The sequence below is a fragment of the Paenibacillus sp. FSL H7-0331 genome, assembly GCF_001956045.1.
This window is the reverse complement of record NZ_MRTH01000006.1, coordinates 293819-313251: the sequence shown is the minus strand read 5'-3', so window position 1 is coordinate 313251 and position 19433 is coordinate 293819. Positions and strand designations below refer to the sequence as shown.

Below are 19433 nucleotides of genomic sequence, written 5' to 3'. Positions count from 1 at the left end.
CCCCTTATTGACTTTGGGAGTAGCTATCAGATATAATTATTATAAATGTAATTATTACAATTAAAATAAAGGATAATGTATATTAAGTGGCAAAAAAGTCAAAGGTAGTTAAAGAATTATAACGGCTACTGTCGAGAATTACCTTCCGGGAGCTGGCCCTTAATGGTCAAATCCCTGGAGTATATAAAGCAAGCTGGAAATCCAGCTGCCTAATAAATGAGAGATAGGATGTTGAGAAATGAGAGAAGGCATACACCCCAAATATCAAGAGGTTATTATTCTTGATGTCAGCAGCGGCTACAAGTTTTTGACAGGCTCAACGAAAAGCTCTAATGAAACCATGGAATGGGAGGATGGCAGCAGCTACCCGGTAATCCGTGTAGAAACAAGCTCCGCTTCTCACCCTTTCTACACGGGCAAGCAGCGTAATGCCGAAATCGGCGGCCGTGTGGACCGCTTCAACCAGAGATACGGCAACAAGAAATAAGCACAGAAAAAAGCCGAGCATAATGCTCGGCTTTTATGTTGTAGGTGGATTATTTTGGCATTCCTCGCATATTCCATAAACCTCAAACCGGTGGTTTAATATTTTATACTTTCCAGGAAGCACCATCTGCTGTTCCATAGGACAATAATCGAAGGTCAAGGTTTTCTCACAGTTCACACAGATTAAATGGTGATGATGATGAGAAAGACAGCTGCCCTTGAATTTCAGACCCCCATCCATAAAATAAAATTGCTCCAGAACACCCATTTCACTTAACATACGAAGATTACGATAAACGGTATCAAAGCTTACGCTTGGGTATTTAACAGTCATTTGATCATAAACATCTTTTGGAGATAAATATCCATCCTGATTGGCAAAAATCTGCGCCATTGTTCTACGCTGATCTGTAATTCTCCAGCCATTTCTCGACATGACTGCCAGCATATCCTGCACATTATGGCTTTCTGACACTGCTCTTCACAATCCTTTCTGATCTCTGCAAGCTTTGCGAAGTCATTGGTGACACATGATCACATGCATATATTATCACTTTATCAAAAAATGACCGAATCGCCAAGTTTTTCAGTGCAAGATCGTAAATTAGCAGGTTAAGGATTGTGTAAGAGCCTCTGAGCACAATGCTCCATCAGCAAGCAAAAGGAACGATTGTGACCGATATAAAACGAAGATAGATCGTAGCGGCAGCGAGCAGGCTCATACGTGACCAGCAAGCGATGCTTCATCTGCTGTACAGCGAGCTGAATAAATCGGTCCGTCTGTTCAGAAGCCAGCAAGGTAATGTAAGCATATAGTGAATGATTTTCCGGGTCATCCAGGATGCTGACTCCTGCACATGAAAATTCTGTCTGTATATGCAGCTGCTTGAGCAGGGTCAATGCTCCATGCAGCTCGGCATCCACTATGATATCCAATTGACCGAGAGGAAGGGTTTGCTTAGGTATCCGCACCTGCTTATCACGATCCACCCACGCGATCAACTCCCGCTCTCTGCGTTTCCATTGCTCTCGTGTTTGCTGGGTGCATACCAGCTCTTCCTGATTGTCCGTATTCACGGTTGTCATCTTATTCCCCCATCTGCATCACAAAACTCAACCTGATTCACTAACAAGTGTACAATATTTCAACTGTCTACTTCACCTATTTTCTGCCCACGTTCCAGCAAATACTTATTGACCTTTCTACTGGCGTTTCAAGAGCAACTGAAGTTTGTGGAACAGCAGATCGAGGAAACTACTGCGTATGGATTCTATACCATGCATATCTTTATCACTATAGCACATAATATGGATATCTTTTTTTGTGATAAGGAAGTCATTCAATGAATAGCAAAAACATCTCACTGCTTCAACTTGTCATGATTTTCATGCTCTCATCAGGTTTGTTGAATCATGTGACGATTATTCCTATTCTACTGAACATCGCTGGAAAAGATGGATGGATTTCAGTTTGTTTGGCATTTGCCTGTTTTTTGTTGTGGCTACCCTTACTTCGTCATACGATACATAAGATGAATGGGGTTTCATTTGTTACTTGGGTTTATAGCCATTTGAAAGGTTGGGCTTGGGTAGTCCTGTTTCCCTTACTCATTGTCGTGTATGGAATAGGAGCCACTACGTTAAAAGAAACGGCTACCTGGACACAAATAACCTATTTGCCCAATACGCCTTCCTTCATCGTCATTTTGACGTTACTTTTTCTTTGCTTGACAGCAGCTAATTCCGGCTTAAAAGCATTAGCTTTAACATCCGGTATTTTATTGCCGTTTGTTGTTCTTTTTGGTTTCTTTGTAATGTCAGGGAATATGCCGCATAAGGATTACAAGCTGTTAAGACCGATTTTATTTAACGGGTTTCGTCCTGTCCTTAGAGGGATCATATTCGCCGCAAGCGGTTTAAGTGAATTGTTTCTCATTGTTTTATTGCAGCACCGTATCTCAGGAAAATTAAATTATCGTGTGCTGATTCTCCTCCTTTTGATTTTAGCGTGCCTAACCATTGGGCCATTCATGGGTTCAATCGCCGAATTTGGAACGGTCGAAGCGGCCAAACAACGATATCCAGCATTTGAACAATGGAGACTCGTCCAAGTTAGTCGATTTATCGAGCATTTGGATTTTCTCTCCATTTACCAGTGGCTTGCAGGGGCATTTGTGCGCATTTCGTTGTCGTTATGGTTAATTGCCGATGTTCTTTCTAAATTAATGAATGTACATAAGACGAACTTGTTAATGATCTCGGCGAGTGCTATGTGTGTTTTTACCTTAATCCCATTATCGGATTCAGCTTTTATTTATTTTCTGACAACCTATTGTCTACCTATAAATGTGTTTGTCTTGATTGGGGTTTCCATTATCGTTTGGATACTTTCATGGACTATTAAAAAGAAAGTAGGCGCGAGGGTATGAACGATTGGAACGAGTCAAAACTCAGAGAATGGTTCAATCAGTGCCCAGACGTCGTAATCAGTCGGCATTTTCTTGCGAATGATCTCTCGTCGGTCCTGATCATGTATTGCGAGAACCTCTGCGATCTCCAACAAATCAATAAAATTCTTATGCCTGTTCTTGATAAGATCACATCGATTCATTTATTCTCGAGTATTCCATTGAAAATGGAACCCTATTTGCAACCTGTCACTGCAGCGGATGTATCAAAAGCTATTTTCTCGGGACAATTGTTTCTCTTTTCAGAAATGGAAAATATTATATTTACTGTTAATTTAGCAAATGTACCTAAGCGTACTCCTGAAGAATCATCATTAGACGTTTCTATACGAGGACCACGAGATGGCTTTGTCGAAGATTTCGGGATGAATCTAGCCCTCATCCGGAATCGTCTTCGTACGGAATCACTCGTTTTGAAACAATATACTATAGGTAAACGCAGTGCGACAAAGGTCGGACTTCTTTATCTGCATGATGTAATTAACCCTGCATTTATTGAGGGCATTCGAACCCGTTTAGATAAAATTGACGTGGATTCTTTGGTTAGCGGTGGCCAGCTTGAAGAGTATATTAAGGAGCCACAGTTCACCATTTTCCCTTTAGTCCTTAACTCCGGACGCCCAGATTTCGTCGTCGATTGCTTATCACGCGGGCGATTTGTTCTCGTTATAGAGGGAATGCCAACGGTTATTGTCGCTCCGGTGAATTTATTTCTCTTACTAAAAAGTGCGGAGGACGCTCACTTTCCAGCTTGGATTGCAGGAGTAGGTAGCATGTTAAGAATCATCGGTATACTCATTTCCTTGTTATTACCAGGATTTTGGATTTCCTTAACCGTATTTAATCAAGATCAACTCCCTTTTCCTCTATTAGCGACTATCACTCAAACCCGCATCGGGCTTCCTTTACCTGCTGGGATGGAATTGTTTCTCATGATGTGTATATTGGAATTATTTCGTGAGGCCGGCATGAGGTTGCCGCGGGCAGTCGGTCAAACGCTGGCTGTGGTAGGCGGTATTGTCATTGGTGATGCAGCTATTCGCGCTGCCTTAATCTCGCCATCTTTAATTGTCGTAGCCGCTCTCACATCGGTGGCAACATCCACGCTATCCAATCAAGCGCTTGCGGGAGCTGTCAGTTATCTTCGTTTCTTAATCTTTTGCATCTCCTCCCTGTTGGGCATGTATGGATTTATTTTATCTGGCATTTACGTGATCTTACATTTGACGACATTGAAGTCTTTTGGACTCGCTTACTTGTCTCCTTTGTCACCGTTTTCCATGCGAGATTTTTGGAGAGGTGTATTCTCGACATCATGGAGGCGGATATGGAGGCGCCCTGCAACCTTAAACACACAAGACTCAACAAGAACAGGACACAAAAAGCTATGAAGCGAACACGAGTTTTTCAAACTATTGTTATGATAGCAATCCTATGGACATTAACAGGATGTTGGGATGCAAAAGAAGTACAAGACATTAACTATGTGAAGACTTTAGGTATCGATTATGTGAAGGGGGAATATGTGGTTTACGCTGTAATGTTGGATTTCACGAGCGTGGCGAAGCAAGAAGGCGGCAAGCCAAGCCAAAAAGCGAGCGTTTGGGTCAGTAGGACGAGTGGCATTTCCATTAATGATGCGATAGACAAACTCTACCATACCTCCCAACAACATATGTTCTTCGCACATATTAGCTCTATCATCTATAGCGAAGCGGTACTTAAACAAGGTCCTGAGGTTGTGTTTGATTTAACGAATAGATACCATGAAATACGTTACACGAAATGGGTTTATACTACGCAGGATCAGATGGATAAACTATTAAGTGTTACGCCTTTCTTCAATGAATCACCGATCTCTTCGATTCTTAACGCACCTATGGAAACTTACAAGCAAAGTTCTCATATCACTCCTATTCAATTTCATCGGTTTATCGCTAATTATAATGAACTAGGTAGAACGACCTTATTACCTTCACTTTCAATTAATAAAGAAACATGGAAGGAAAATCTTAAAAATCATGAACTGTTGGAAATCGATGGCTGCATGATCATTGATCATGGGAATATACGGGGAAAATTAACTAAAGAGAAATTGAGCGGTCTTCGATGGGTTAATCCAAAAACAATTCGTACACCTGTTTCCATCACCGACAATGAAAATAAAATCATTGCAACCATCGTGATACGTAAACCGAAGGTTAAGATTGAACACCACATTCAAGAAGGTAAACTTACCTTTCAAGTTCAGGTCAAACTCTCAGGAACTTTAAATGAGTTGGCGCAATCCATTAGCGAAAAACAGCTTAAGGAACTAGCGATAAAACAGATTAAGAAGGAAATCTATGATACTTATAAGGAAGGGATAGGCCTCAAAGCAGATATCTATCAACTCGGTTATGGATTATTATTGGAGGATCCTGCTCATTGGAAACATTTTTTTGGAAAGGAGTCGTTTCCTTTATACAGAGATTCACTAAATTCCGTGGATGTCCAATTGCGTATCAATAACTCCGGAAAATATCAATTTCGAATATGAGCATATATAATGTTCAATGTGTCAGAACATGTCAATACCTTCTCTGTGCTTTTCCTTTAGTGTAGCATGTTCATCTTGTGCATGCAGTTTCTCCCTTTTAAGAATTCCCCTGATAGCCAATTTCTCTGTCGCACGATATTGATTTCAGACATGAAAAAGCTCCCCTCGCAGGGAGCATATCAGTATGGGACAGCCTCTTTGGCTTTTAAGATTTCATCGTGTTTGTCCTAGACCTGGCATATTCATAATAACTCCTACCCCATCACCATTTACCGTCGGAACTTTTCCATCCCACTTTTTAATCCACTCATATTCCACCAATTCTTTGGTCATGGATTGACGCAGCAGCTCATTGGCTTTAGATACACCTTCTGCTTCAATACGTGCCTTGTCAGCTACACCTTGCGCCTCAATACGTTGTCTGTCCGCGATAACCTTGGATTTCTCAAGCTCCACCTTCTCTTGCTCAAGCTTTTGCTGTGCATCGACTTTGGCCTGGATCGCTTTGGCGGTATTTTCATCAGGGGCAGGAGGCTGGAATGTAACGGACTCAATAATAAACCCGGTATCTTTGACATCGTCTGAAAAGCTCTTTTGAATGGCAAGTGAAATTTCCTGACTTTTTTCGCCCAGTACTTCAAGCACGGAATATTTGGTAGTTACATTTTTGGCTACTTCAGTAAGCCTTTGGCGAAGGAAGGCTTCTTCGATAACATCTGCCTTCTGACCTCTAAATTTATTGAAAATATTAGGTAAATGCTCTAAATCAATGTGATAATTATATGAGAATGTAGTCACTATCGGTTTGCCGTCACTAGTTCCGACTTTCACTTCCCGGTATTCAACCGTTTCCGTTGCAATCGGGTATTCAGTAATTCGTTTAAATGGTGAGACCATATGCCAGCCTTGCCCTAATGTTTGATCCTCTAATCCACCATTCCGATTATACACAACACCTGCATGGCCTGCCTCTATTGTCGTAATAAATAATGGAGTAATTACTGCGCTTAATAAAATGATAGCACCAACAATAATTCCACCTGTTCTAAAATTTTTATTCGTTATCTTTCTCTCCGTCTGCATCTTTTTCGCCCTCCCGGTTTTTGATCTTGGTAATCTTTTCATTCACCTTTTTACCTAAGCTCCCATAGAACGGTGATAAAATAATCCATACGAGGATAACAGCAATCGTCAGAAGAAGGATTCCACCAAGAAGCGTCCCCATTATTGCTTTCTCCTTTTCTCTTGAGATAATACGTATTACGTGTTTCCAATATTTCAGTTTCATGATTAAACCAAAAATACCATTATATTACTTTTATTACGAGATACATATCTTCTAAGACTTATATCCGTATAAATAGTAATATTTACTATTATAATATGTTAGAAGGATTGGATTGAAAAAGAGGCTGACCATCGCTGGCCAACCTCCATGGATATGTTACAGCAGCTGCCAGGTGGTGCCGCCGTCTTTCGTTTGCAGTAATCTTGAGCCAGTCGAGGCTTCATTCCTCAGCAGCAGCCAACCGGTCCCACCCTCGGTAAATTCCATTCTAAGTGTATAAGGGAATGCTTTGAATGCTTCTGACAGAACAGGATCAGCAGCAAGCTTTTTCCAGGTAGTGCCTTCGTCCACGGTATGGCTGAAGCTTCCATCCTTTAAATACCAGCCTTCTTTATCGTTGACAAAGGTAATATCATAGCTCGTACTCGCCAGATCAGCAGGCACTGTATTTAATGCTGTGTATGTCCAGGTTTGCCCGCCATCCGTAGTGAAGAAACCGTCAAAATATTGGGTATCCTTCCCTCTTACAGTGACCGGAAACCATCCCTTCATCCGATCGGATCCCCAAAATTGCGGCGCCGCGGCAATCGAATAATAGATTTCATTCGTTGCTGCCGGTGTCTGTAATGGGATTGCACTCCATGTATGACCGCCGTCACGCGTACCATACAGCTCCGGCTTACCGTCTATCGTTTCTAACGGAACAAATCCATTCATGGCGTCCCTGAAGCTCATCCCGCGTGAATGTCCACTTTGCGGAATCGCCTGAGGAGTCGGATTATCTGTTGGCAGGTAGCCAGTGTTCTCCATAATCAGCTTCCAACTCACACCTCCATCTTCGGTCACATACAAAGATTTCTCGGATTTGCCCATGGCCGCATCTGATGAGCTCAGCAGCCAGCCATGACTTTGGTCGATAAAATATAATCCTATCGCTCTTGCCATACTGGGCAGCTCTGCCGTTTCCCATGTCTTACCCGCATCCTTCGTGCGGAGCAGTTGGGACTTGCCTTCATTGTCACCAGGCTGAAACACCCAGAGATGATCGCGATCCAGTACAAACACACCTGCATTGTCTTGTGGTGACGCTTGGAAGGAGTGTCCGTCCGGGGTTGGGGAAGCAGCCGTCCATTTCACTCCCCCATCCTCTGTACGGTACAGCCTGAATTCCTTAGCCGTCACTCCCCAAGCATACCCAAGCTTATCCCCGAGCAGATGCATATCTGTCAGCATTGTTTGAATTTGCTGCTCGGCTGGCTTCGCTCCCCCTGTTGATGGAGAGCCAGCTCCCGTGCTTGTGCTATCATTGGACGGAGTCGACGCGCCGGACGAGCCAGAATTATTAGCAGAGCCTGTACCGCTTGTCTGCTCCCCGCTCGCTATGGACGGAACGGTCATCGAAGCACTGCTGCTACTTGAATTCGCATTGGAGCCACAGCCCGTGGCCATCGCCAGGGTCAATAGCATAAGAGGTATTGTATATTTGCAGGTTCCTTTTCGTTTCATGCTTGTCAGTCCTTTCACATAAAAAAGATAGGTTCAGAAGCAGTATGTACAGCCTCTTCACCTATCATTACCCTTTTTGAAAGAATTTGATCCTTATTCTGAATTTCTATTCTTGTGATGTCATTTTTTTATGTATACCTAAAGTATTTAACTCCATTAGAGCCTGTTCAACATCCCTATCCGGATAAAGTAATTGGATCATATCTGCTGTAATTAGAGCACCTGCAAAAATCTGTTTAACCGTCTCCATATCCAACGAAAGGTCATAGTAGCCTTCCGCCCATTCAACATAATCCTCTGGTGATTTACTAATCGTCCCCAACAGCCAGCGCGAGCCATCATCAGCTCCTTGCGGAATTTGGACCTCTCCCTGCTGCCACTGGCCTTCGTTACTTGCTCGCCATATACAAAAGGTAACCACATCATGCTCCAAGGCTGGATCTTGCAGATAAGCCATCAGCGAATCCGGTACTTGATCATATATACCTGGCCAAACCTCATAGACGTCACCAGCGTGGGGACTGAGTGCGGATTCATGATCAAAGCCTTTCAAAATAACCCCCTGTGACCCGAATACGATATATAGATGATCACCCGAGCCATTGTCTACTTTGGCTAGCGAGAGCTCTTCAGCCCAATTCGCAGCAAAGCTATGATACCGCAGCCATTCTTCAGCACATACAATGATGTCCAGTGCCGCCAAGGCAAGCAGTCTTTTTTTCAAAACAGACGGTTCTCCCAATTCTTCTCGTTGCTCTATCATCCAAGCTTTCCCCCTATCAACTCGACTATCTACAAAAAACCTTCCTGACCGTCATACACAGCCACCTGATATTCCTTCTCGACCCATTCCAGAAAAATCATCACATCGTTAAAATAATCCATATCAGGATCGGCATCCCCACTGGTTTCAAGTCTTCTGCTGCATGCGGCAATACGTTCCTGGTCTACGTGATCGACTGCATACTCTTGAGCGATCTCTGCTGACTCCTCCACGACGGACGGATCCTGGTTGTAATAAATACGGAAGCTCCAGCTGTCAATTGTCATAATCGTCACTTGATCGGTCGCTTCAATCCGTATGTTAGGGGCGCTAAATTTCAATTTCAGACGCTCCGCGAAGGCACTCCTATCCCAGCTAGTGTCGGATAATAAAAAAATCAAATACGAATATGGTTTAAATCCCATCATTTCGCCTCTTTCTATCGTTTTCGTTGGCAAATCCGTTTGTAGATCGCAAGTCGATTATCCAGCTAGTTCCATAATCATAATTTATTACCTCTTCCTGCTGATCTTTAAACAGCTGCACAGCTTATCAGCTTTCTGTGGTCAGAGCTTTTCCCAGAACGGTAAGCTTGCTCATCGTTTGCCAATTACGAGTGGTAGCTGCCACCCCCAGCTTTTTTTCCAAAAAGTTATTCGTAAATACCGATTTGCGAATGCTTTGCCGACATAATATGTATACTTCAAGCTTAGAGCTGGAGAGCTGGAACTCATCGATTTCACTTGTACAGAGCAGCAGCTTCGCTATGTTAACCTCAGACGGCTCCTCTGCGAGTAGTGCGATATAGACCTTCTCTACTGCAGACGTTGGGTCTGCCTCGAATGGACAATGGTTAGTTATGTACTCCAATTGTTCCACCGTCCTGATCACAACCGTGACGTCAAAGCCAAACACCTCCTGAATCCGCTGCTCAATCCTTGTTCTGAGTGCCGCCTTAGAATCTTCTGATTCGAAGAGGACGTTACCACTTTGGATATAGGTTTGAACCCGACCAAAACCCATTTGTTCAAACATCTGCTTCAGCTCAACCATTTTGATCAGCTTTTGTCCGCTCACATTGATCCCGCGGAGTAGTGCGATATATGCAGGCATACGATACACCTCGATTCTTTTTTTCCATTATATCACAAGCCATAAGTCTGTCTCTCCTAGCCTGCTTCTGGAAGAAATAGATAATAAATAGCTGAAATGTTACCATAGAAATAGAAATGGACAATTCGGGTTGAAAAGGAGCTATGTTATCTATGAACCATTCAATAGCCGGCTGTCTGGAAGCCATACAACTATGCTACACACCACATCCGGATGGACCTCAAGCAACAACTGCACGATTGCAAGTCCTGTATGAAAACATATTTCCCCAAGAGGAACGTTCAACCATTAGCACAAATGAATATGAGAGCTCTTTGAAATGGAAAAGTCGATTGATCCAGCTATTCGAAGAAATGGACACCCCGGTTGAATCGATCTGGGAGCATATTCGTCAAGTGGAGGACAAGATCATCTATAAGCACCTTCTGCTTGATCTGATCAAAAAGCTGGTCTCTCACAACCGGATACAGGAAAGCTATACGTATATTGAACAACTGCCCGTGCTGCATATTTTCAAAGAAGAGGATCAGAGGTTCCAAGGCTATCGTGTGCTGCTGAAGCATTATGCGGAGCTGGCTGATGCCGGACATTTCTTTGAAAGTCTCGCTAAATCAGAGCCGGTCAAGGAACGACATGTCATTGACAACTGCAAATCTCTATTGGTTACGAGAACGACAGAAACCTCAGGCTGGGAAGCAGGCATCGCTTTATGCAATCATAAAAAAATCGGCAATAAATATTATCTTAACGCTTTGCGCCCGCTCACCCAAACCTGGGACTATGAGCAGATGAAGCGCTTGTTCGACGAGCACCCCTAGTTGGATGTCCCCAAGTATCATACCCGTCTGCTCATTCTGATCCAAACCTTTTGCCAGAATTCCAAAAGAAATGCGAATATGAAACTGGAGCATTTTGATGAGGTATTTGAATGGGCGCAACATACCGATCCTTCTATAAAATGGGGGGATGCCCGCCTCCGGGATGGTCTATTAATGGACATTGGGTTAGCCTCAACGGATATGAAACGAATCGCTGCTTGTAAGAAAGCTATTACAAATAACTCGATCAAAAAAGAATTGAACTTCTGGACCGAGCATTTGAAAAAAAAATCTCAAAAGTAATCCCCCAACGTAGACAATACGTAAGACTATTGTAAGGATTTGGCTTTATAATAGCGGTAGATAGTCCGGAGGTGATCGATACGATGAATATGAAAAAATGGATGCTTTTGGCAACCCCGCTTGTGCTCTTGATCATCACCATATATGCCCCAAGCATCCGACACAATCAGACCGCTACGAACCCGGCCCAAGCGGCTGCAGCCTCTCGTTATTCGAACGTGGTCGGAGACATTGCTCTTTTTGCCGGAGGCTGCTTTTGGAGTATGGAGTCCTCCTTCGAAAAAATTCCCGGAGTTCTGAGCGTTGTATCCGGGTACACAGGCGGGCACCTCGATAATCCTACGTATAATGATGTTATCACCGAAACGACAGGCCATCTGGAATCGGTAGAAATTCGTTATGATCCGAACATAATCAGCTATGAAGAAATGCTGCAAGTGTATTGGCGGCAGATTGATCCAACAGACACAGGGGGACAATTCTTCGATCGTGGCGAGTCCTATACAACAGCCATCTTTGCCCGCAATGAGGAGCAGCGGCAGCTAGCCGAAGCCTCCAAAAAAGCACTCTCCGGATCAGGCAGGTTTAACAAACCGATTGTGACGCAGATCCTGAACGCCTCTACCTTTTATAAAGCCGAAGAGTATCATCAAGACTACTATCTCAAAAATCCCGACCACTACAACGGCTATCGCCAAGCCTCAGGGCGGGATGCGTACTTCAGCAAAATATGGGGAGCTGATCTCGAAGTGAAGCTGACACCAAAGGAAGAGCCCTACAAAAATGTTAACAAGAACGAAAAATTAAAAACATTGACCGCGCTCCAAATTGATGTCACGCAGCATGAAGGAACCGAAAGCCCGTTTCACAACGAATATTGGGATAACAAACAAGACGGCATCTATGTCGATATCGTCTCCGGTGAACCGCTGTTCAGCTCCAAGGATAAATATGATTCAGGCACCGGTTGGCCGAGTTTTTTCCAGCCGCTGGAACCAGGCAATATTGTGACTAAAGAGGATCGCAGCCTTGGGGACGTTCGTGTAGAGGTTCGCAGCAAATACGCTGATTCCCATCTGGGTCATCTGTTTGAAGACGGACCCAAGCCTACAGGTCTACGCTACTGCATGAATTCCGCTTCGATGGAATTTATTCCAACAGCACAGCTTGAGAAACGCGGCTATGGCAAATATGCCAAGCTGTTCAACTAACCGTTCTAGATTTACGTTAAATAAAGCTATCACGGTACTGCTTGGGAGTAACCCCGATATTTTTCTTAAAGATACGGCAGAAGTACGAGAAATTAGGGATTCCCACCATGGACCCAATCTGTTCGATGGTGAACGATTCGGTTTTTAACAGCCAGCAGGCCTGCCTGATCCTTCTGGCAATGACATAGTCAGTAATGCTGCTTCCCGTTTCGTTACGAAAAAGATGAGAGACATGATATCTGGAAAGATGAAGTTCATCTGCCAGTTCACTAAGCTCAAAGGGTTCCGTGTAGTGCTCTTCCACCCACTGCATAATTTTTTCCACACTACGTTCGGTACGTGGAACCCCTTGAAGCTGACCATCCTCAAGTAACGATTTCAGGTAATCCAGAATGTGGATGATCAAAATGGAAGCCGCTTCGAGCTGCTCGTTTCCGTGCCGATCTGACATTTTCGTGTTGTATCTTTCAAATATATCCGACATATAAGCGGCTCCGCTATCCATAGGGAATACTTGATTAGACAGCTCTTCCTTCCAAATATGTTCAAAAAATCGCAGAACAGTAGGAAAGCTTTTGAAATAAGGAGCGAAGGTCGAGGGTTCGAAGGTCACCACCGTACGTTCATAAGGATTTTGATCACTTACTTCAAAATTCAGGCGGTGAAGTTGGAACGGTTGAATTAATACGATGCAGCCCGAATTCAAATCATACATCTTGCGGTTCATAATGATGTGTCCTTTACCCTGATGGACGAATAGAATTTCGATGCCTCTATGATAGTGGTAAAAACCCGGATAGTTTGCCACAGAGATATCTCGGTATTTAAACTGGATCTCACTATTTTTCAAAATATCGTCTGATAACATCCATAATCCCTCCCCGGGATAAATTAGGCTGATGTCATTATAACATAACAACACCGTGTTATTTTTCAACAACCGACTATAACTTTTTTGCATAAAAGTTTGTTATGATACTCTCATAACCAGATGGTTTGCACCGTGTTGTGGTTCAAGATGATTCTAATCTCAAACCGGGGAGGGAATGTTATGGTCTTATCTGACTTTTTTGAGGATGACGAGGTTCTGAACGGGGTTAAGGATTTGTTGAAGGAAACTTATAAAATAACCGATCACGAAGCTACTTCTATCATTATGAAGAGCCGCGATAAAGCCGACGGGTTTTTAGACGATTATTCCCCTTATGTGAATTACATTAATGATCTTCGGAGCTGTTTGGAAGCAACGCTTGAAGCCCATTTTCAACAAGTCGATCAGGAAAATGAGCTGCAAGCCAGAATGAAAAACGATGCAGCCGTATGGCTTACTTTCGAATGTATTAGACGCTTTTGCAAAAAATCCTTGTTAACCCTTTGATTCGACGTCCGATCTTGCACTTATAACGGTTGAATACATTCAACTCTGTTGCCAAATGGATCTCTAAACTCGAATCTTTCATAACCTGGAATAGGTACTGATTCTAATAGGCTGATTCCATTATGTTTGAGTACTTCTTCCATTTTCTTAATATCCTCGACTCTATAGGCCAAATGGGCTTTGGTTTTGGATCTATCCACCCCATCCTCGGTACCAATATGCAGCTCTTGATTGCCTACTTGAACCCAGAATCCCCCTCTCCCTATTAACGATTGCGGTTTTTGAATCTCTTTAAATCCAAGGACCTGGCAATAAAAATCTTTTGCCTCGTCCTCTTGTCCTTTCGGAATTGTAATTTGAGCGTGATGGAACCCAATAATCATATATGATCTCCTCCTTAAATATGACTATACTGCTGTGCAATTTCTTGCGCAAACACTTCTATAGCAATTCTTTAACCAAATGATAATGAGTTTTAGAGATTGCCTTGTTCAGTAACTCTTTATCAAACCCTTTTGTTTGGAGTCTATTCATAATGGCGTCAATACGGTCTTGCCGTTTTCGTCTGAGATTGGATTCAAGCTGTATCTCAAGAGGGACCAGTGGTATGCGGAAATGATTAAAATCAACATAACGAGCTTTATTCCAAATATACTTACCTCCTTCCCAAATTCCTTCTCCATCTTCTGAATCTGGAATTCCTGCCGATTCCGAAATATGTACGACTTCCAAAAGAAAGGAGTTCATTCTCCATCTCCCTTTAGTCCAAGTAAACCCAGTTGAAAAAGTCTGTGTATGATACGGTTCTTCCTTCGACGAAAGCCAGTTTGCATTATGATAGGGGAGGTCACTCTTTTCATCTAATTGAAATGGTTCTAGTAATGCTGCTAACTGTTCGACTCCCACCCAATCCTTTGTGTATATATCAATATCGTTAGGATTCATATCAGCTCCTTGTATCACAGAACCAACCGAGCCAACCAATATCCAATCTATTTCCATTCCAGAATTAAAGTATAACTTGCAAAATGTTGTGAGGGCTTCCTCCCAATCCTTCATTCCGTTACTCCTTTCCTACATAAAATGCTATGGATTTAAAGCATATTCATATACTCCACATAGTTGGACATCCTCCGATATTAATTGCATTAAAGTCGCTATCACCATGCCATGACAAACAACCATAACCTTCGAATGATTTACATATTTCTTTAATACTTGACTTGTTCGATTAAGCAAGTTTTCTCTGGACTCCCACAGCTTAATTTCTCCTGATGGATAGCAGCCACCATGTTCCATGTAGTCTCTCCATAGCTCTTCTATTTCATTGACTGTAGCAGCCTGCCAGTTATCTGGAGTCCACTCATGCAAATCGAACTCTACTTGTAACGGTTTGCCTAAGCCTCTATTAATAATAGCCGCAGTTTGCAAGGATCGCGTATATGGTGAGGAAATGATCACTTCACAGTTAACTAAGTCCGAGTTGGTATCTAATACTTGTTCGGCTTGAATAACTCCTTGGGCTGTCAATGGAACATAGTCTCTCATTGCTCCTTTTAAATTCCGCTCTTCCTTTAAGCCCCAATCGGGTTCCCCATGTCTTACTAAGTAAAATATCGTCATTTATTCTCCTCCTATCCAACCACCTATAGGATTCAGTACATGTTCACATAAGGCTTGTAATGATTCCCTCGTTTTCTCCATCCCTACATAATCCTTAATGAACTTAACTGCATACGGATCTCTAATCATTAATTCATGCATCTGATATTTGGTTTTTACAGACCACCAATTATTAATGACAAACTGCGCTTCTACACAACTATGCAGCAAATGGTTTCCAATCCAGTATGAATCCAGTTCACTGTCAGAATCGATATAATTATTCCATAAATCCGTAATTCTACGCCTTATTTGGCTTAGTTCTTTATTCGATGCTGGCACAGGACCCATATTAAGATGATGTAATGCTTCTTTCTGTAGTTCGTCCCAACAGTTAGAACGAGACCATAAGCATATCCCATTAGCCAACATCGATGTAATGGTTCCGATATTGTTAGTTCTTTCAAATGAAGTTATAACATCCCTATACCAAATCCAGGGAGCTATCATTATTTGAAATTCATATCCGTTAAACATTCTGTACTCCCGCTTAAACTCAGCAAATTCACCCATATAACAAAGATCAATGTCACTATTAGCGGTTGCTTTACCAGTCGCTTGAGAGCCACACAAAATAATAGCTTCAAGCTCATTACAATTCAATATTTCATTTGTTATAAAACTCTCAATGATTTGACTGACTTCTGGATTCCTACTTTCCATAAAAAGCTCCCATTTTTAGATTTTACAATCTACATGCAATTTACACCCTACAAATTAACCTTCAAGAAGCAGCTTTTTGTTACTGCCTTCCACCTGCTTTAAATAATACATGATCCCTGCTCGATCCACATTTGAAAACTGTAACGGATCGTTATGAATTAGATCGGATAGCTCTTGAATATTGATCCATCTTATATCTGTCGTTTCATCACCGCTATTTAATAGCTCCCCTTCCGCTTTACATCTAAAATAATATCCTACTGAATCGATAGGTCCCTTTATTGTTTGGTAGGCTGCGAATGGTTGCATACATTCAACTTCAAATTCCGGATTTAACCCAACTGTATCTATTCTTGTGTCTTCTCCTTCTATTTCTGTTACCTCTAGTCCGGTTTCTTCCTTTACCTCTCTTCTCAGAGCCTGGATCAAGGATTCATAGGGCTCCACTCTTCCGCCAGGTAATTCAAGCTTTAATGGTTCATTTGGTTTACTTCTTATTTGAATGACAATTTGTCTTTCATTTTCATAGTCTCTTTCAATTATCGCTCTTGAATTAACAAAAAACATAGGATCAGTCCTATCTGTTAAAATAAATTAAAATGCTTTTAAGAATTACCCTATCTCCTTTGAACTACATATGTAATACAATCACCTTTAAGGAGTATTTCACGTCCATTCCTCTCGATGTTGAACGCCAACGACTTTACAGTAGTGTAGATAACTTCCCAATCTTCGAAGGCTCTAGCGAGTAATTCCTTGGATTGATCTGTTGACATATTCAGTTCTATTAAAGGTTCTAATTCCGTACTTGTAGAAATATCTATTTCCTGAATGTTAGTATTCATAATAATACAGTTGATCCCTCGATCTTTCGTTCCTCGTACCATCTTATCTAACACTTGAGTAAATTTAAGTTCTGACTCCACATGCTCTAATGCTGATACAGCAATGATATAGTCATATTTCTTATCTGGAATGTTACATTCACCGATGTCTGATAAATACGTTTCCATATAGTCGCTTACACCATATTTGTGACTGTACCTTAATAATTTATTGAGAGCTGCTTGCATTAAATCAACACATACAACCTTTCCACTTCGTGTTTTCAAAGTTTCAGCTATCGGAATACTGTTTCTACCGACACCACAACCAAGATCTAAAACAGTCAGCTTATCATTGGAATCAAAATAAGAAAGAGTATCCATTACTGTTTTTACGGGCTTGTGCAGCCAAGATCCCTCTTCAAATAATTGATAATTATCGTAACAAGCTTCATGGTATTTTCTTTCTTCGTTTCGAATCCTTTCAATTCTTTTATTCATAGTGACTTCCCTCATTATTGTTAGTTGATAAGCCCGCTTCCTGAGTTGCCTGATTTGATTTCGCATATTTGACTTCTGCATTATTTATAATGATCAGTTCTTCATTGACTGGTGCTCGATCCTCTTTACTTAATACTAACCGCCATATTTCATTTCCCCTATACCATTTGTTCTCCTTCTGGTAAAAAGTATGCTTCCTTTCATCCACCTTGTATAGGTAATTCAATTCCTTATCGCTACTGATCGATCCCTCCAAAAAATCATCAGTTAAAGATAGATTGAATTGAAAAGTGTAATTCGTTGGATTGTAAAATTGTAAATCCACATAGTTATAAAAGACGCTCGTACCAACTCCAAATGGTATCATTCTTCGATCATCAGGAAATATATCAAAACTATGATGATGCCTTTCTTTGATCCTGAGCGGTGTATGAAGTGCCAGCCAAAATAACATATTGGCCAATTGACAAAGCCCGCCTCCGATACCAGTGCGTACTTCCCCATTCGATAGCATTAATCCTTCAATGTATCCTTTATCCTTTGTCGTCTTGCCAATCAATTTCCAAAAAGAAAACGTCTCTCCGGATTGAATAGTAACCCCATTTACACTCAGAAGTGCTATTCGGAGGTTGTTTATCTTATTTTCTTGTAACATAGGATCAGAGTTTCCTAAAACTCTTCTTAAAACCGACTTATGTTTCATACATACAAAGTTTAACTTCTCGATGCTCATAGCACGCGCGTAATGTATTGAAGGATTCAAATTAATCAAATGTCTCTTCATAATCAGTTGTTGAACTCTCAGCCTGTATAAAAAAGGTAAATATCTCAATATAATTTTCTTCATAAAAATGATTCCCCAAGATCCCTTCCAATAAAATTTGAAGAAACAACTTGTATACCCAACTCTTTTGACCAAATCGATAGCTGTCCAATATGATGAATTTCATGTACTAAAATATGTCTTAATATTTCTCCCTTATACAAAGATTTAAATTCAAAGCAATTTTTCATTCAAGTACTTATTTTTTATTAAAATCGTCCTAATCGTAGAAAGTGTGTTGTGACGTTTGGGGAGCTTTGCAGTTCTGTTTAGTAGAATCCATCGAAGGCAAGCCATTGCCTCAAAGATTTCTAATTCATCCTCAGAGTAATTGTTTTTCGATACAAATACAGAGCGGTAAGTTGAACTATGCCTTTCACTCGCATAAATCCAAATTGTGATAATTGACCATGCAATATCGTATCTTGGATCACCCCATTGAATGTTGGTCCAATCGATAATTGTATACCTTCCATCTGATTCAAGAATATTTCCTAAATTATAATCACCATGAATAAGACGATTCTGCTCCATATTCGAGCTTGCAACAAGCTGTATGAGCAGTTGTTTTATATCTACATGCCCGTCTACTTTAGGAAAGAAATAGTTTATAAAATCATATTTGGGCACAGTTACATTCTCTAAAGTTTGCAAGGATACATCATGTATTTCGGTTAGCATATTTGCAAATGCTGTAAGTTTCGTTGTATTCAGTTTATGGATAGGCGCACCATCAAAACTGGTCAATAAAACTTGATTGTGTTTTTCATCAAATCCCCAGCCAAACGGTTTAGAAACTGCTATTTGCCGATCATACATACCCTCTAACAGCTTAAATTGAATTGAAATATCAGGCTTAGCATCTCGATTCCATAATTTTAATACAAACTGAGATTCCGGTGTACTGATCAAGAACACATCTGCTTCAAGTCCAGAATCTAATGGGGTTATGTTGTGAGAGATATCTTGTTCTAACCATGCATTCAAATCCTTATTCTTTTCCATCCAGTTGATGTTACGGACAAGCTCATTCATTATTCTCACTGCCTTCCTCGGTGATTTTTATATAAATATAAGGTGATCCATT

The 19433-nt window shown here is 41.4% G+C and carries 26 protein-coding genes and 1 pseudogene; 9 read left to right on the top strand and 18 right to left on the bottom strand.

What is annotated here, in order from left to right:
- The first annotated feature begins 128 nt into the window (after positions 1 to 128).
- A complete protein-coding gene (locus tag BK127_RS11755; RefSeq protein WP_083689249.1) occupies positions 129 to 227 on the top strand; it encodes a hypothetical protein in 99 nt (32 codons plus the stop codon).
- Between the two features lie 11 nt (positions 228 to 238).
- Positions 239 to 487, top strand: coding sequence for a type B 50S ribosomal protein L31 (locus tag BK127_RS11750; RefSeq protein ID WP_076230231.1), 249 nt, complete (start codon positions 239 to 241; stop codon positions 485 to 487).
- Positions 488 to 520: 33 nt separating this feature from the next.
- On the opposite strand, the gene BK127_RS11745 is transcribed toward BK127_RS11750, so the two are convergent.
- On the bottom strand, positions 521 to 934 hold the full coding sequence (locus tag BK127_RS11745; RefSeq protein WP_144026440.1) for a Fur family transcriptional regulator: 414 nt from the start codon (positions 932 to 934) through the stop codon (positions 521 to 523).
- A gap of 164 nt (positions 935 to 1098) precedes the next feature.
- Positions 1099 to 1572, bottom strand: coding sequence for a hypothetical protein (locus BK127_RS11740; RefSeq protein ID WP_076230229.1), 474 nt, complete (start codon positions 1570 to 1572; stop codon positions 1099 to 1101).
- Between the two features lie 257 nt (positions 1573 to 1829).
- On the opposite strand from BK127_RS11740, the gene BK127_RS11735 reads away from it, so the two are divergent.
- Genes BK127_RS11735 through BK127_RS11725 form a run of 3 tightly spaced genes read left to right on the top strand, consistent with a single transcriptional unit; the run spans position 1830 to position 5493 of the window.
- Positions 1830 to 2915 carry an endospore germination permease gene (locus BK127_RS11735; protein WP_076230228.1) on the top strand — a complete coding sequence of 362 codons (1086 nt, stop codon included), beginning with the start codon at positions 1830 to 1832 and terminating at the stop codon, positions 2913 to 2915.
- The gene (locus BK127_RS11730; protein ID WP_076230227.1) at positions 2912 to 4345 is read left to right on the top strand and encodes a spore germination protein; all 1434 of its coding nucleotides are present in this window, start codon (positions 2912 to 2914) and stop codon (positions 4343 to 4345) included. Before BK127_RS11735 ends, BK127_RS11730 begins: the two co-directional genes overlap by 4 nt.
- Complete coding sequence (locus BK127_RS11725; RefSeq protein ID WP_083689237.1) at positions 4270 to 5493, top strand: Ger(x)C family spore germination protein; 1224 nt, start codon at positions 4270 to 4272, stop codon at positions 5491 to 5493. The genes BK127_RS11730 and BK127_RS11725 overlap by 76 nt, the downstream gene beginning before the upstream one ends.
- A gap of 213 nt (positions 5494 to 5706) precedes the next feature.
- On the opposite strand, the gene BK127_RS11720 is transcribed toward BK127_RS11725, so the two are convergent.
- The 6 genes from BK127_RS11720 to BK127_RS11700 all read right to left on the bottom strand — a co-directional run bounded on the left by BK127_RS11720 (position 5707) and on the right by BK127_RS11700 (position 10163).
- Positions 5707 to 6576, bottom strand: a complete 870-nt coding sequence (locus tag BK127_RS11720; protein ID WP_076230226.1) for a prohibitin family protein — start codon at positions 6574 to 6576, stop codon at positions 5707 to 5709.
- Positions 6548 to 6718 carry a hypothetical protein gene (locus tag BK127_RS43650; RefSeq protein WP_179097446.1) on the bottom strand — a complete coding sequence of 57 codons (171 nt, stop codon included), beginning with the start codon at positions 6716 to 6718 and terminating at the stop codon, positions 6548 to 6550. The genes BK127_RS11720 and BK127_RS43650 overlap by 29 nt, the downstream gene beginning before the upstream one ends.
- A gap of 219 nt (positions 6719 to 6937) precedes the next feature.
- Positions 6938 to 8287: a WD40/YVTN/BNR-like repeat-containing protein gene (locus tag BK127_RS11715; protein WP_144026431.1), complete on the bottom strand. Its 1350-nt coding sequence runs from the start codon at positions 8285 to 8287 to the stop codon at positions 6938 to 6940.
- A 106-nt stretch (positions 8288 to 8393) separates the two neighbouring features.
- A complete protein-coding gene (locus BK127_RS11710; protein WP_076230224.1) occupies positions 8394 to 9050 on the bottom strand; it encodes a hypothetical protein in 657 nt (218 codons plus the stop codon).
- Between the two features lie 29 nt (positions 9051 to 9079).
- Positions 9080 to 9475: a hypothetical protein gene (locus BK127_RS11705; RefSeq protein WP_076230223.1), complete on the bottom strand. Its 396-nt coding sequence runs from the start codon at positions 9473 to 9475 to the stop codon at positions 9080 to 9082.
- A 127-nt stretch (positions 9476 to 9602) separates the two neighbouring features.
- A complete protein-coding gene (locus tag BK127_RS11700; protein ID WP_076230222.1) occupies positions 9603 to 10163 on the bottom strand; it encodes a DUF1697 domain-containing protein in 561 nt (186 codons plus the stop codon).
- Between the two features lie 152 nt (positions 10164 to 10315).
- Here BK127_RS11700 and BK127_RS11695 point away from each other — a divergent pair, with 152 nt between their 5' ends.
- The 3 genes from BK127_RS11695 to msrA all read left to right on the top strand — a co-directional run bounded on the left by BK127_RS11695 (position 10316) and on the right by msrA (position 12495).
- Positions 10316 to 10981, top strand: coding sequence for a hypothetical protein (locus BK127_RS11695; protein WP_076230221.1), 666 nt, complete (start codon positions 10316 to 10318; stop codon positions 10979 to 10981).
- A gap of 78 nt (positions 10982 to 11059) precedes the next feature.
- The gene (locus tag BK127_RS11690) at positions 11060 to 11284 is read left to right on the top strand and encodes a hypothetical protein (protein WP_144026429.1); all 225 of its coding nucleotides are present in this window, start codon (positions 11060 to 11062) and stop codon (positions 11282 to 11284) included.
- Positions 11285 to 11373: 89 nt separating this feature from the next.
- A complete protein-coding gene (gene msrA, locus BK127_RS11685; RefSeq protein ID WP_372237349.1) occupies positions 11374 to 12495 on the top strand; it encodes a peptide-methionine (S)-S-oxide reductase MsrA in 1122 nt (373 codons plus the stop codon).
- A 16-nt stretch (positions 12496 to 12511) separates the two neighbouring features.
- Here msrA and BK127_RS11680 read toward each other — a convergent pair whose 3' ends face one another.
- Positions 12512 to 13363 carry an AraC family transcriptional regulator gene (locus BK127_RS11680; RefSeq protein WP_076230218.1) on the bottom strand — a complete coding sequence of 284 codons (852 nt, stop codon included), beginning with the start codon at positions 13361 to 13363 and terminating at the stop codon, positions 12512 to 12514.
- 183 nt (positions 13364 to 13546) lie between these two features.
- Here BK127_RS11680 and BK127_RS11675 point away from each other — a divergent pair, with 183 nt between their 5' ends.
- A complete protein-coding gene (locus BK127_RS11675; RefSeq protein ID WP_076230217.1) occupies positions 13547 to 13873 on the top strand; it encodes a hypothetical protein in 327 nt (108 codons plus the stop codon).
- Between the two features lie 20 nt (positions 13874 to 13893).
- Here the strand turns inward: BK127_RS11675 and BK127_RS11670 are convergent, their stop codons facing one another.
- From BK127_RS11670 to BK127_RS11630, 9 genes and pseudogenes are all read right to left on the bottom strand, one after another.
- On the bottom strand, positions 13894 to 14256 hold the full coding sequence (locus BK127_RS11670) for a VOC family protein (protein WP_076230216.1): 363 nt from the start codon (positions 14254 to 14256) through the stop codon (positions 13894 to 13896).
- Between the two features lie 58 nt (positions 14257 to 14314).
- The gene (locus tag BK127_RS11665; RefSeq protein WP_076230215.1) at positions 14315 to 14932 is read right to left on the bottom strand and encodes a nucleotidyltransferase family protein; all 618 of its coding nucleotides are present in this window, start codon (positions 14930 to 14932) and stop codon (positions 14315 to 14317) included.
- Between the two features lie 27 nt (positions 14933 to 14959).
- Positions 14960 to 15496, bottom strand: coding sequence for a histidine phosphatase family protein (locus BK127_RS11660; RefSeq protein WP_076230214.1), 537 nt, complete (start codon positions 15494 to 15496; stop codon positions 14960 to 14962).
- Positions 15497 to 16198, bottom strand: coding sequence for a nucleotidyltransferase domain-containing protein (locus BK127_RS11655; RefSeq protein WP_076230213.1), 702 nt, complete (start codon positions 16196 to 16198; stop codon positions 15497 to 15499). It abuts the gene before it with no gap.
- A 54-nt stretch (positions 16199 to 16252) separates the two neighbouring features.
- Positions 16253 to 16765: an NUDIX hydrolase gene (locus BK127_RS11650; protein WP_076230212.1), complete on the bottom strand. Its 513-nt coding sequence runs from the start codon at positions 16763 to 16765 to the stop codon at positions 16253 to 16255.
- Between the two features lie 50 nt (positions 16766 to 16815).
- Entirely contained in the window at positions 16816 to 17523 is a 708-nt protein-coding gene (locus BK127_RS11645; RefSeq protein WP_076230211.1) for a class I SAM-dependent methyltransferase, read from the bottom strand.
- Entirely contained in the window at positions 17516 to 18370 is an 855-nt protein-coding gene (locus BK127_RS11640; RefSeq protein ID WP_076230210.1) for a VanW family protein, read from the bottom strand. Before BK127_RS11640 ends, BK127_RS11645 begins: the two co-directional genes overlap by 8 nt.
- Positions 18367 to 18501 (bottom strand): annotated as a pseudogene (locus BK127_RS11635) (DinB family protein); the annotation flags it as partial. The gene BK127_RS11640 and the pseudogene BK127_RS11635, both read right to left, overlap by 4 nt.
- 19 nt (positions 18502 to 18520) lie before the next feature.
- Positions 18521 to 19381, bottom strand: a complete 861-nt coding sequence (locus tag BK127_RS11630; RefSeq protein WP_083689235.1) for an aminoglycoside phosphotransferase family protein — start codon at positions 19379 to 19381, stop codon at positions 18521 to 18523.
- Positions 19382 to 19433 lie beyond the last annotated feature (52 nt).

What these genes read in the sequence shown, in the direction of transcription:
- BK127_RS11725 (WP_083689237.1), top strand. Translation starts at nt 4,270, where the DNA reads ATGGAGGCGGATATGGAGGCGCCCTGCAACCTTAAACACACAAGACTC.
- BK127_RS11740 (WP_076230229.1), bottom strand. Translation starts at nt 1,572, where the DNA reads ATGACAACCGTGAATACGGACAATCAGGAAGAGCTGGTATGCACCCAG.
- BK127_RS11660 (WP_076230214.1), bottom strand. Translation starts at nt 15,496, where the DNA reads ATGACGATATTTTACTTAGTAAGACATGGGGAACCCGATTGGGGCTTA.
- BK127_RS11700 (WP_076230222.1), bottom strand. Translation starts at nt 10,163, where the DNA reads ATGCCTGCATATATCGCACTACTCCGCGGGATCAATGTGAGCGGACAA.
- BK127_RS11690 (WP_144026429.1), top strand. Translation starts at nt 11,060, where the DNA reads ATGAAACTGGAGCATTTTGATGAGGTATTTGAATGGGCGCAACATACC.
- BK127_RS11670 (WP_076230216.1), bottom strand. Translation starts at nt 14,256, where the DNA reads ATGATTATTGGGTTCCATCACGCTCAAATTACAATTCCGAAAGGACAA.
- BK127_RS11710 (WP_076230224.1), bottom strand. Translation starts at nt 9,050, where the DNA reads ATGATAGAGCAACGAGAAGAATTGGGAGAACCGTCTGTTTTGAAAAAA.
- BK127_RS11705 (WP_076230223.1), bottom strand. Translation starts at nt 9,475, where the DNA reads ATGGGATTTAAACCATATTCGTATTTGATTTTTTTATTATCCGACACT.
- BK127_RS11645 (WP_076230211.1), bottom strand. Translation starts at nt 17,523, where the DNA reads ATGAATAAAAGAATTGAAAGGATTCGAAACGAAGAAAGAAAATACCAT.
- BK127_RS11675 (WP_076230217.1), top strand. Translation starts at nt 13,547, where the DNA reads ATGGTCTTATCTGACTTTTTTGAGGATGACGAGGTTCTGAACGGGGTT.
- BK127_RS43650 (WP_179097446.1), bottom strand. Translation starts at nt 6,718, where the DNA reads ATGGGGACGCTTCTTGGTGGAATCCTTCTTCTGACGATTGCTGTTATC.
- BK127_RS11650 (WP_076230212.1), bottom strand. Translation starts at nt 16,765, where the DNA reads ATGTTTTTTGTTAATTCAAGAGCGATAATTGAAAGAGACTATGAAAAT.
- BK127_RS11695 (WP_076230221.1), top strand. Translation starts at nt 10,316, where the DNA reads ATGAACCATTCAATAGCCGGCTGTCTGGAAGCCATACAACTATGCTAC.
- BK127_RS11745 (WP_144026440.1), bottom strand. Translation starts at nt 934, where the DNA reads ATGCTGGCAGTCATGTCGAGAAATGGCTGGAGAATTACAGATCAGCGT.
- BK127_RS11640 (WP_076230210.1), bottom strand. Translation starts at nt 18,370, where the DNA reads ATGAAGAAAATTATATTGAGATATTTACCTTTTTTATACAGGCTGAGA.
- BK127_RS11750 (WP_076230231.1), top strand. Translation starts at nt 239, where the DNA reads ATGAGAGAAGGCATACACCCCAAATATCAAGAGGTTATTATTCTTGAT.
- BK127_RS11630 (WP_083689235.1), bottom strand. Translation starts at nt 19,381, where the DNA reads ATGAATGAGCTTGTCCGTAACATCAACTGGATGGAAAAGAATAAGGAT.
- BK127_RS11735 (WP_076230228.1), top strand. Translation starts at nt 1,830, where the DNA reads ATGAATAGCAAAAACATCTCACTGCTTCAACTTGTCATGATTTTCATG.
- msrA (WP_372237349.1), top strand. Translation starts at nt 11,374, where the DNA reads ATGAAAAAATGGATGCTTTTGGCAACCCCGCTTGTGCTCTTGATCATC.
- BK127_RS11680 (WP_076230218.1), bottom strand. Translation starts at nt 13,363, where the DNA reads ATGTTATCAGACGATATTTTGAAAAATAGTGAGATCCAGTTTAAATAC.
- BK127_RS11665 (WP_076230215.1), bottom strand. Translation starts at nt 14,932, where the DNA reads ATGAAGGATTGGGAGGAAGCCCTCACAACATTTTGCAAGTTATACTTT.
- BK127_RS11715 (WP_144026431.1), bottom strand. Translation starts at nt 8,287, where the DNA reads ATGAAACGAAAAGGAACCTGCAAATATACAATACCTCTTATGCTATTG.
- BK127_RS11720 (WP_076230226.1), bottom strand. Translation starts at nt 6,576, where the DNA reads ATGCAGACGGAGAGAAAGATAACGAATAAAAATTTTAGAACAGGTGGA.
- BK127_RS11730 (WP_076230227.1), top strand. Translation starts at nt 2,912, where the DNA reads ATGAACGATTGGAACGAGTCAAAACTCAGAGAATGGTTCAATCAGTGC.
- BK127_RS11655 (WP_076230213.1), bottom strand. Translation starts at nt 16,198, where the DNA reads ATGGAAAGTAGGAATCCAGAAGTCAGTCAAATCATTGAGAGTTTTATA.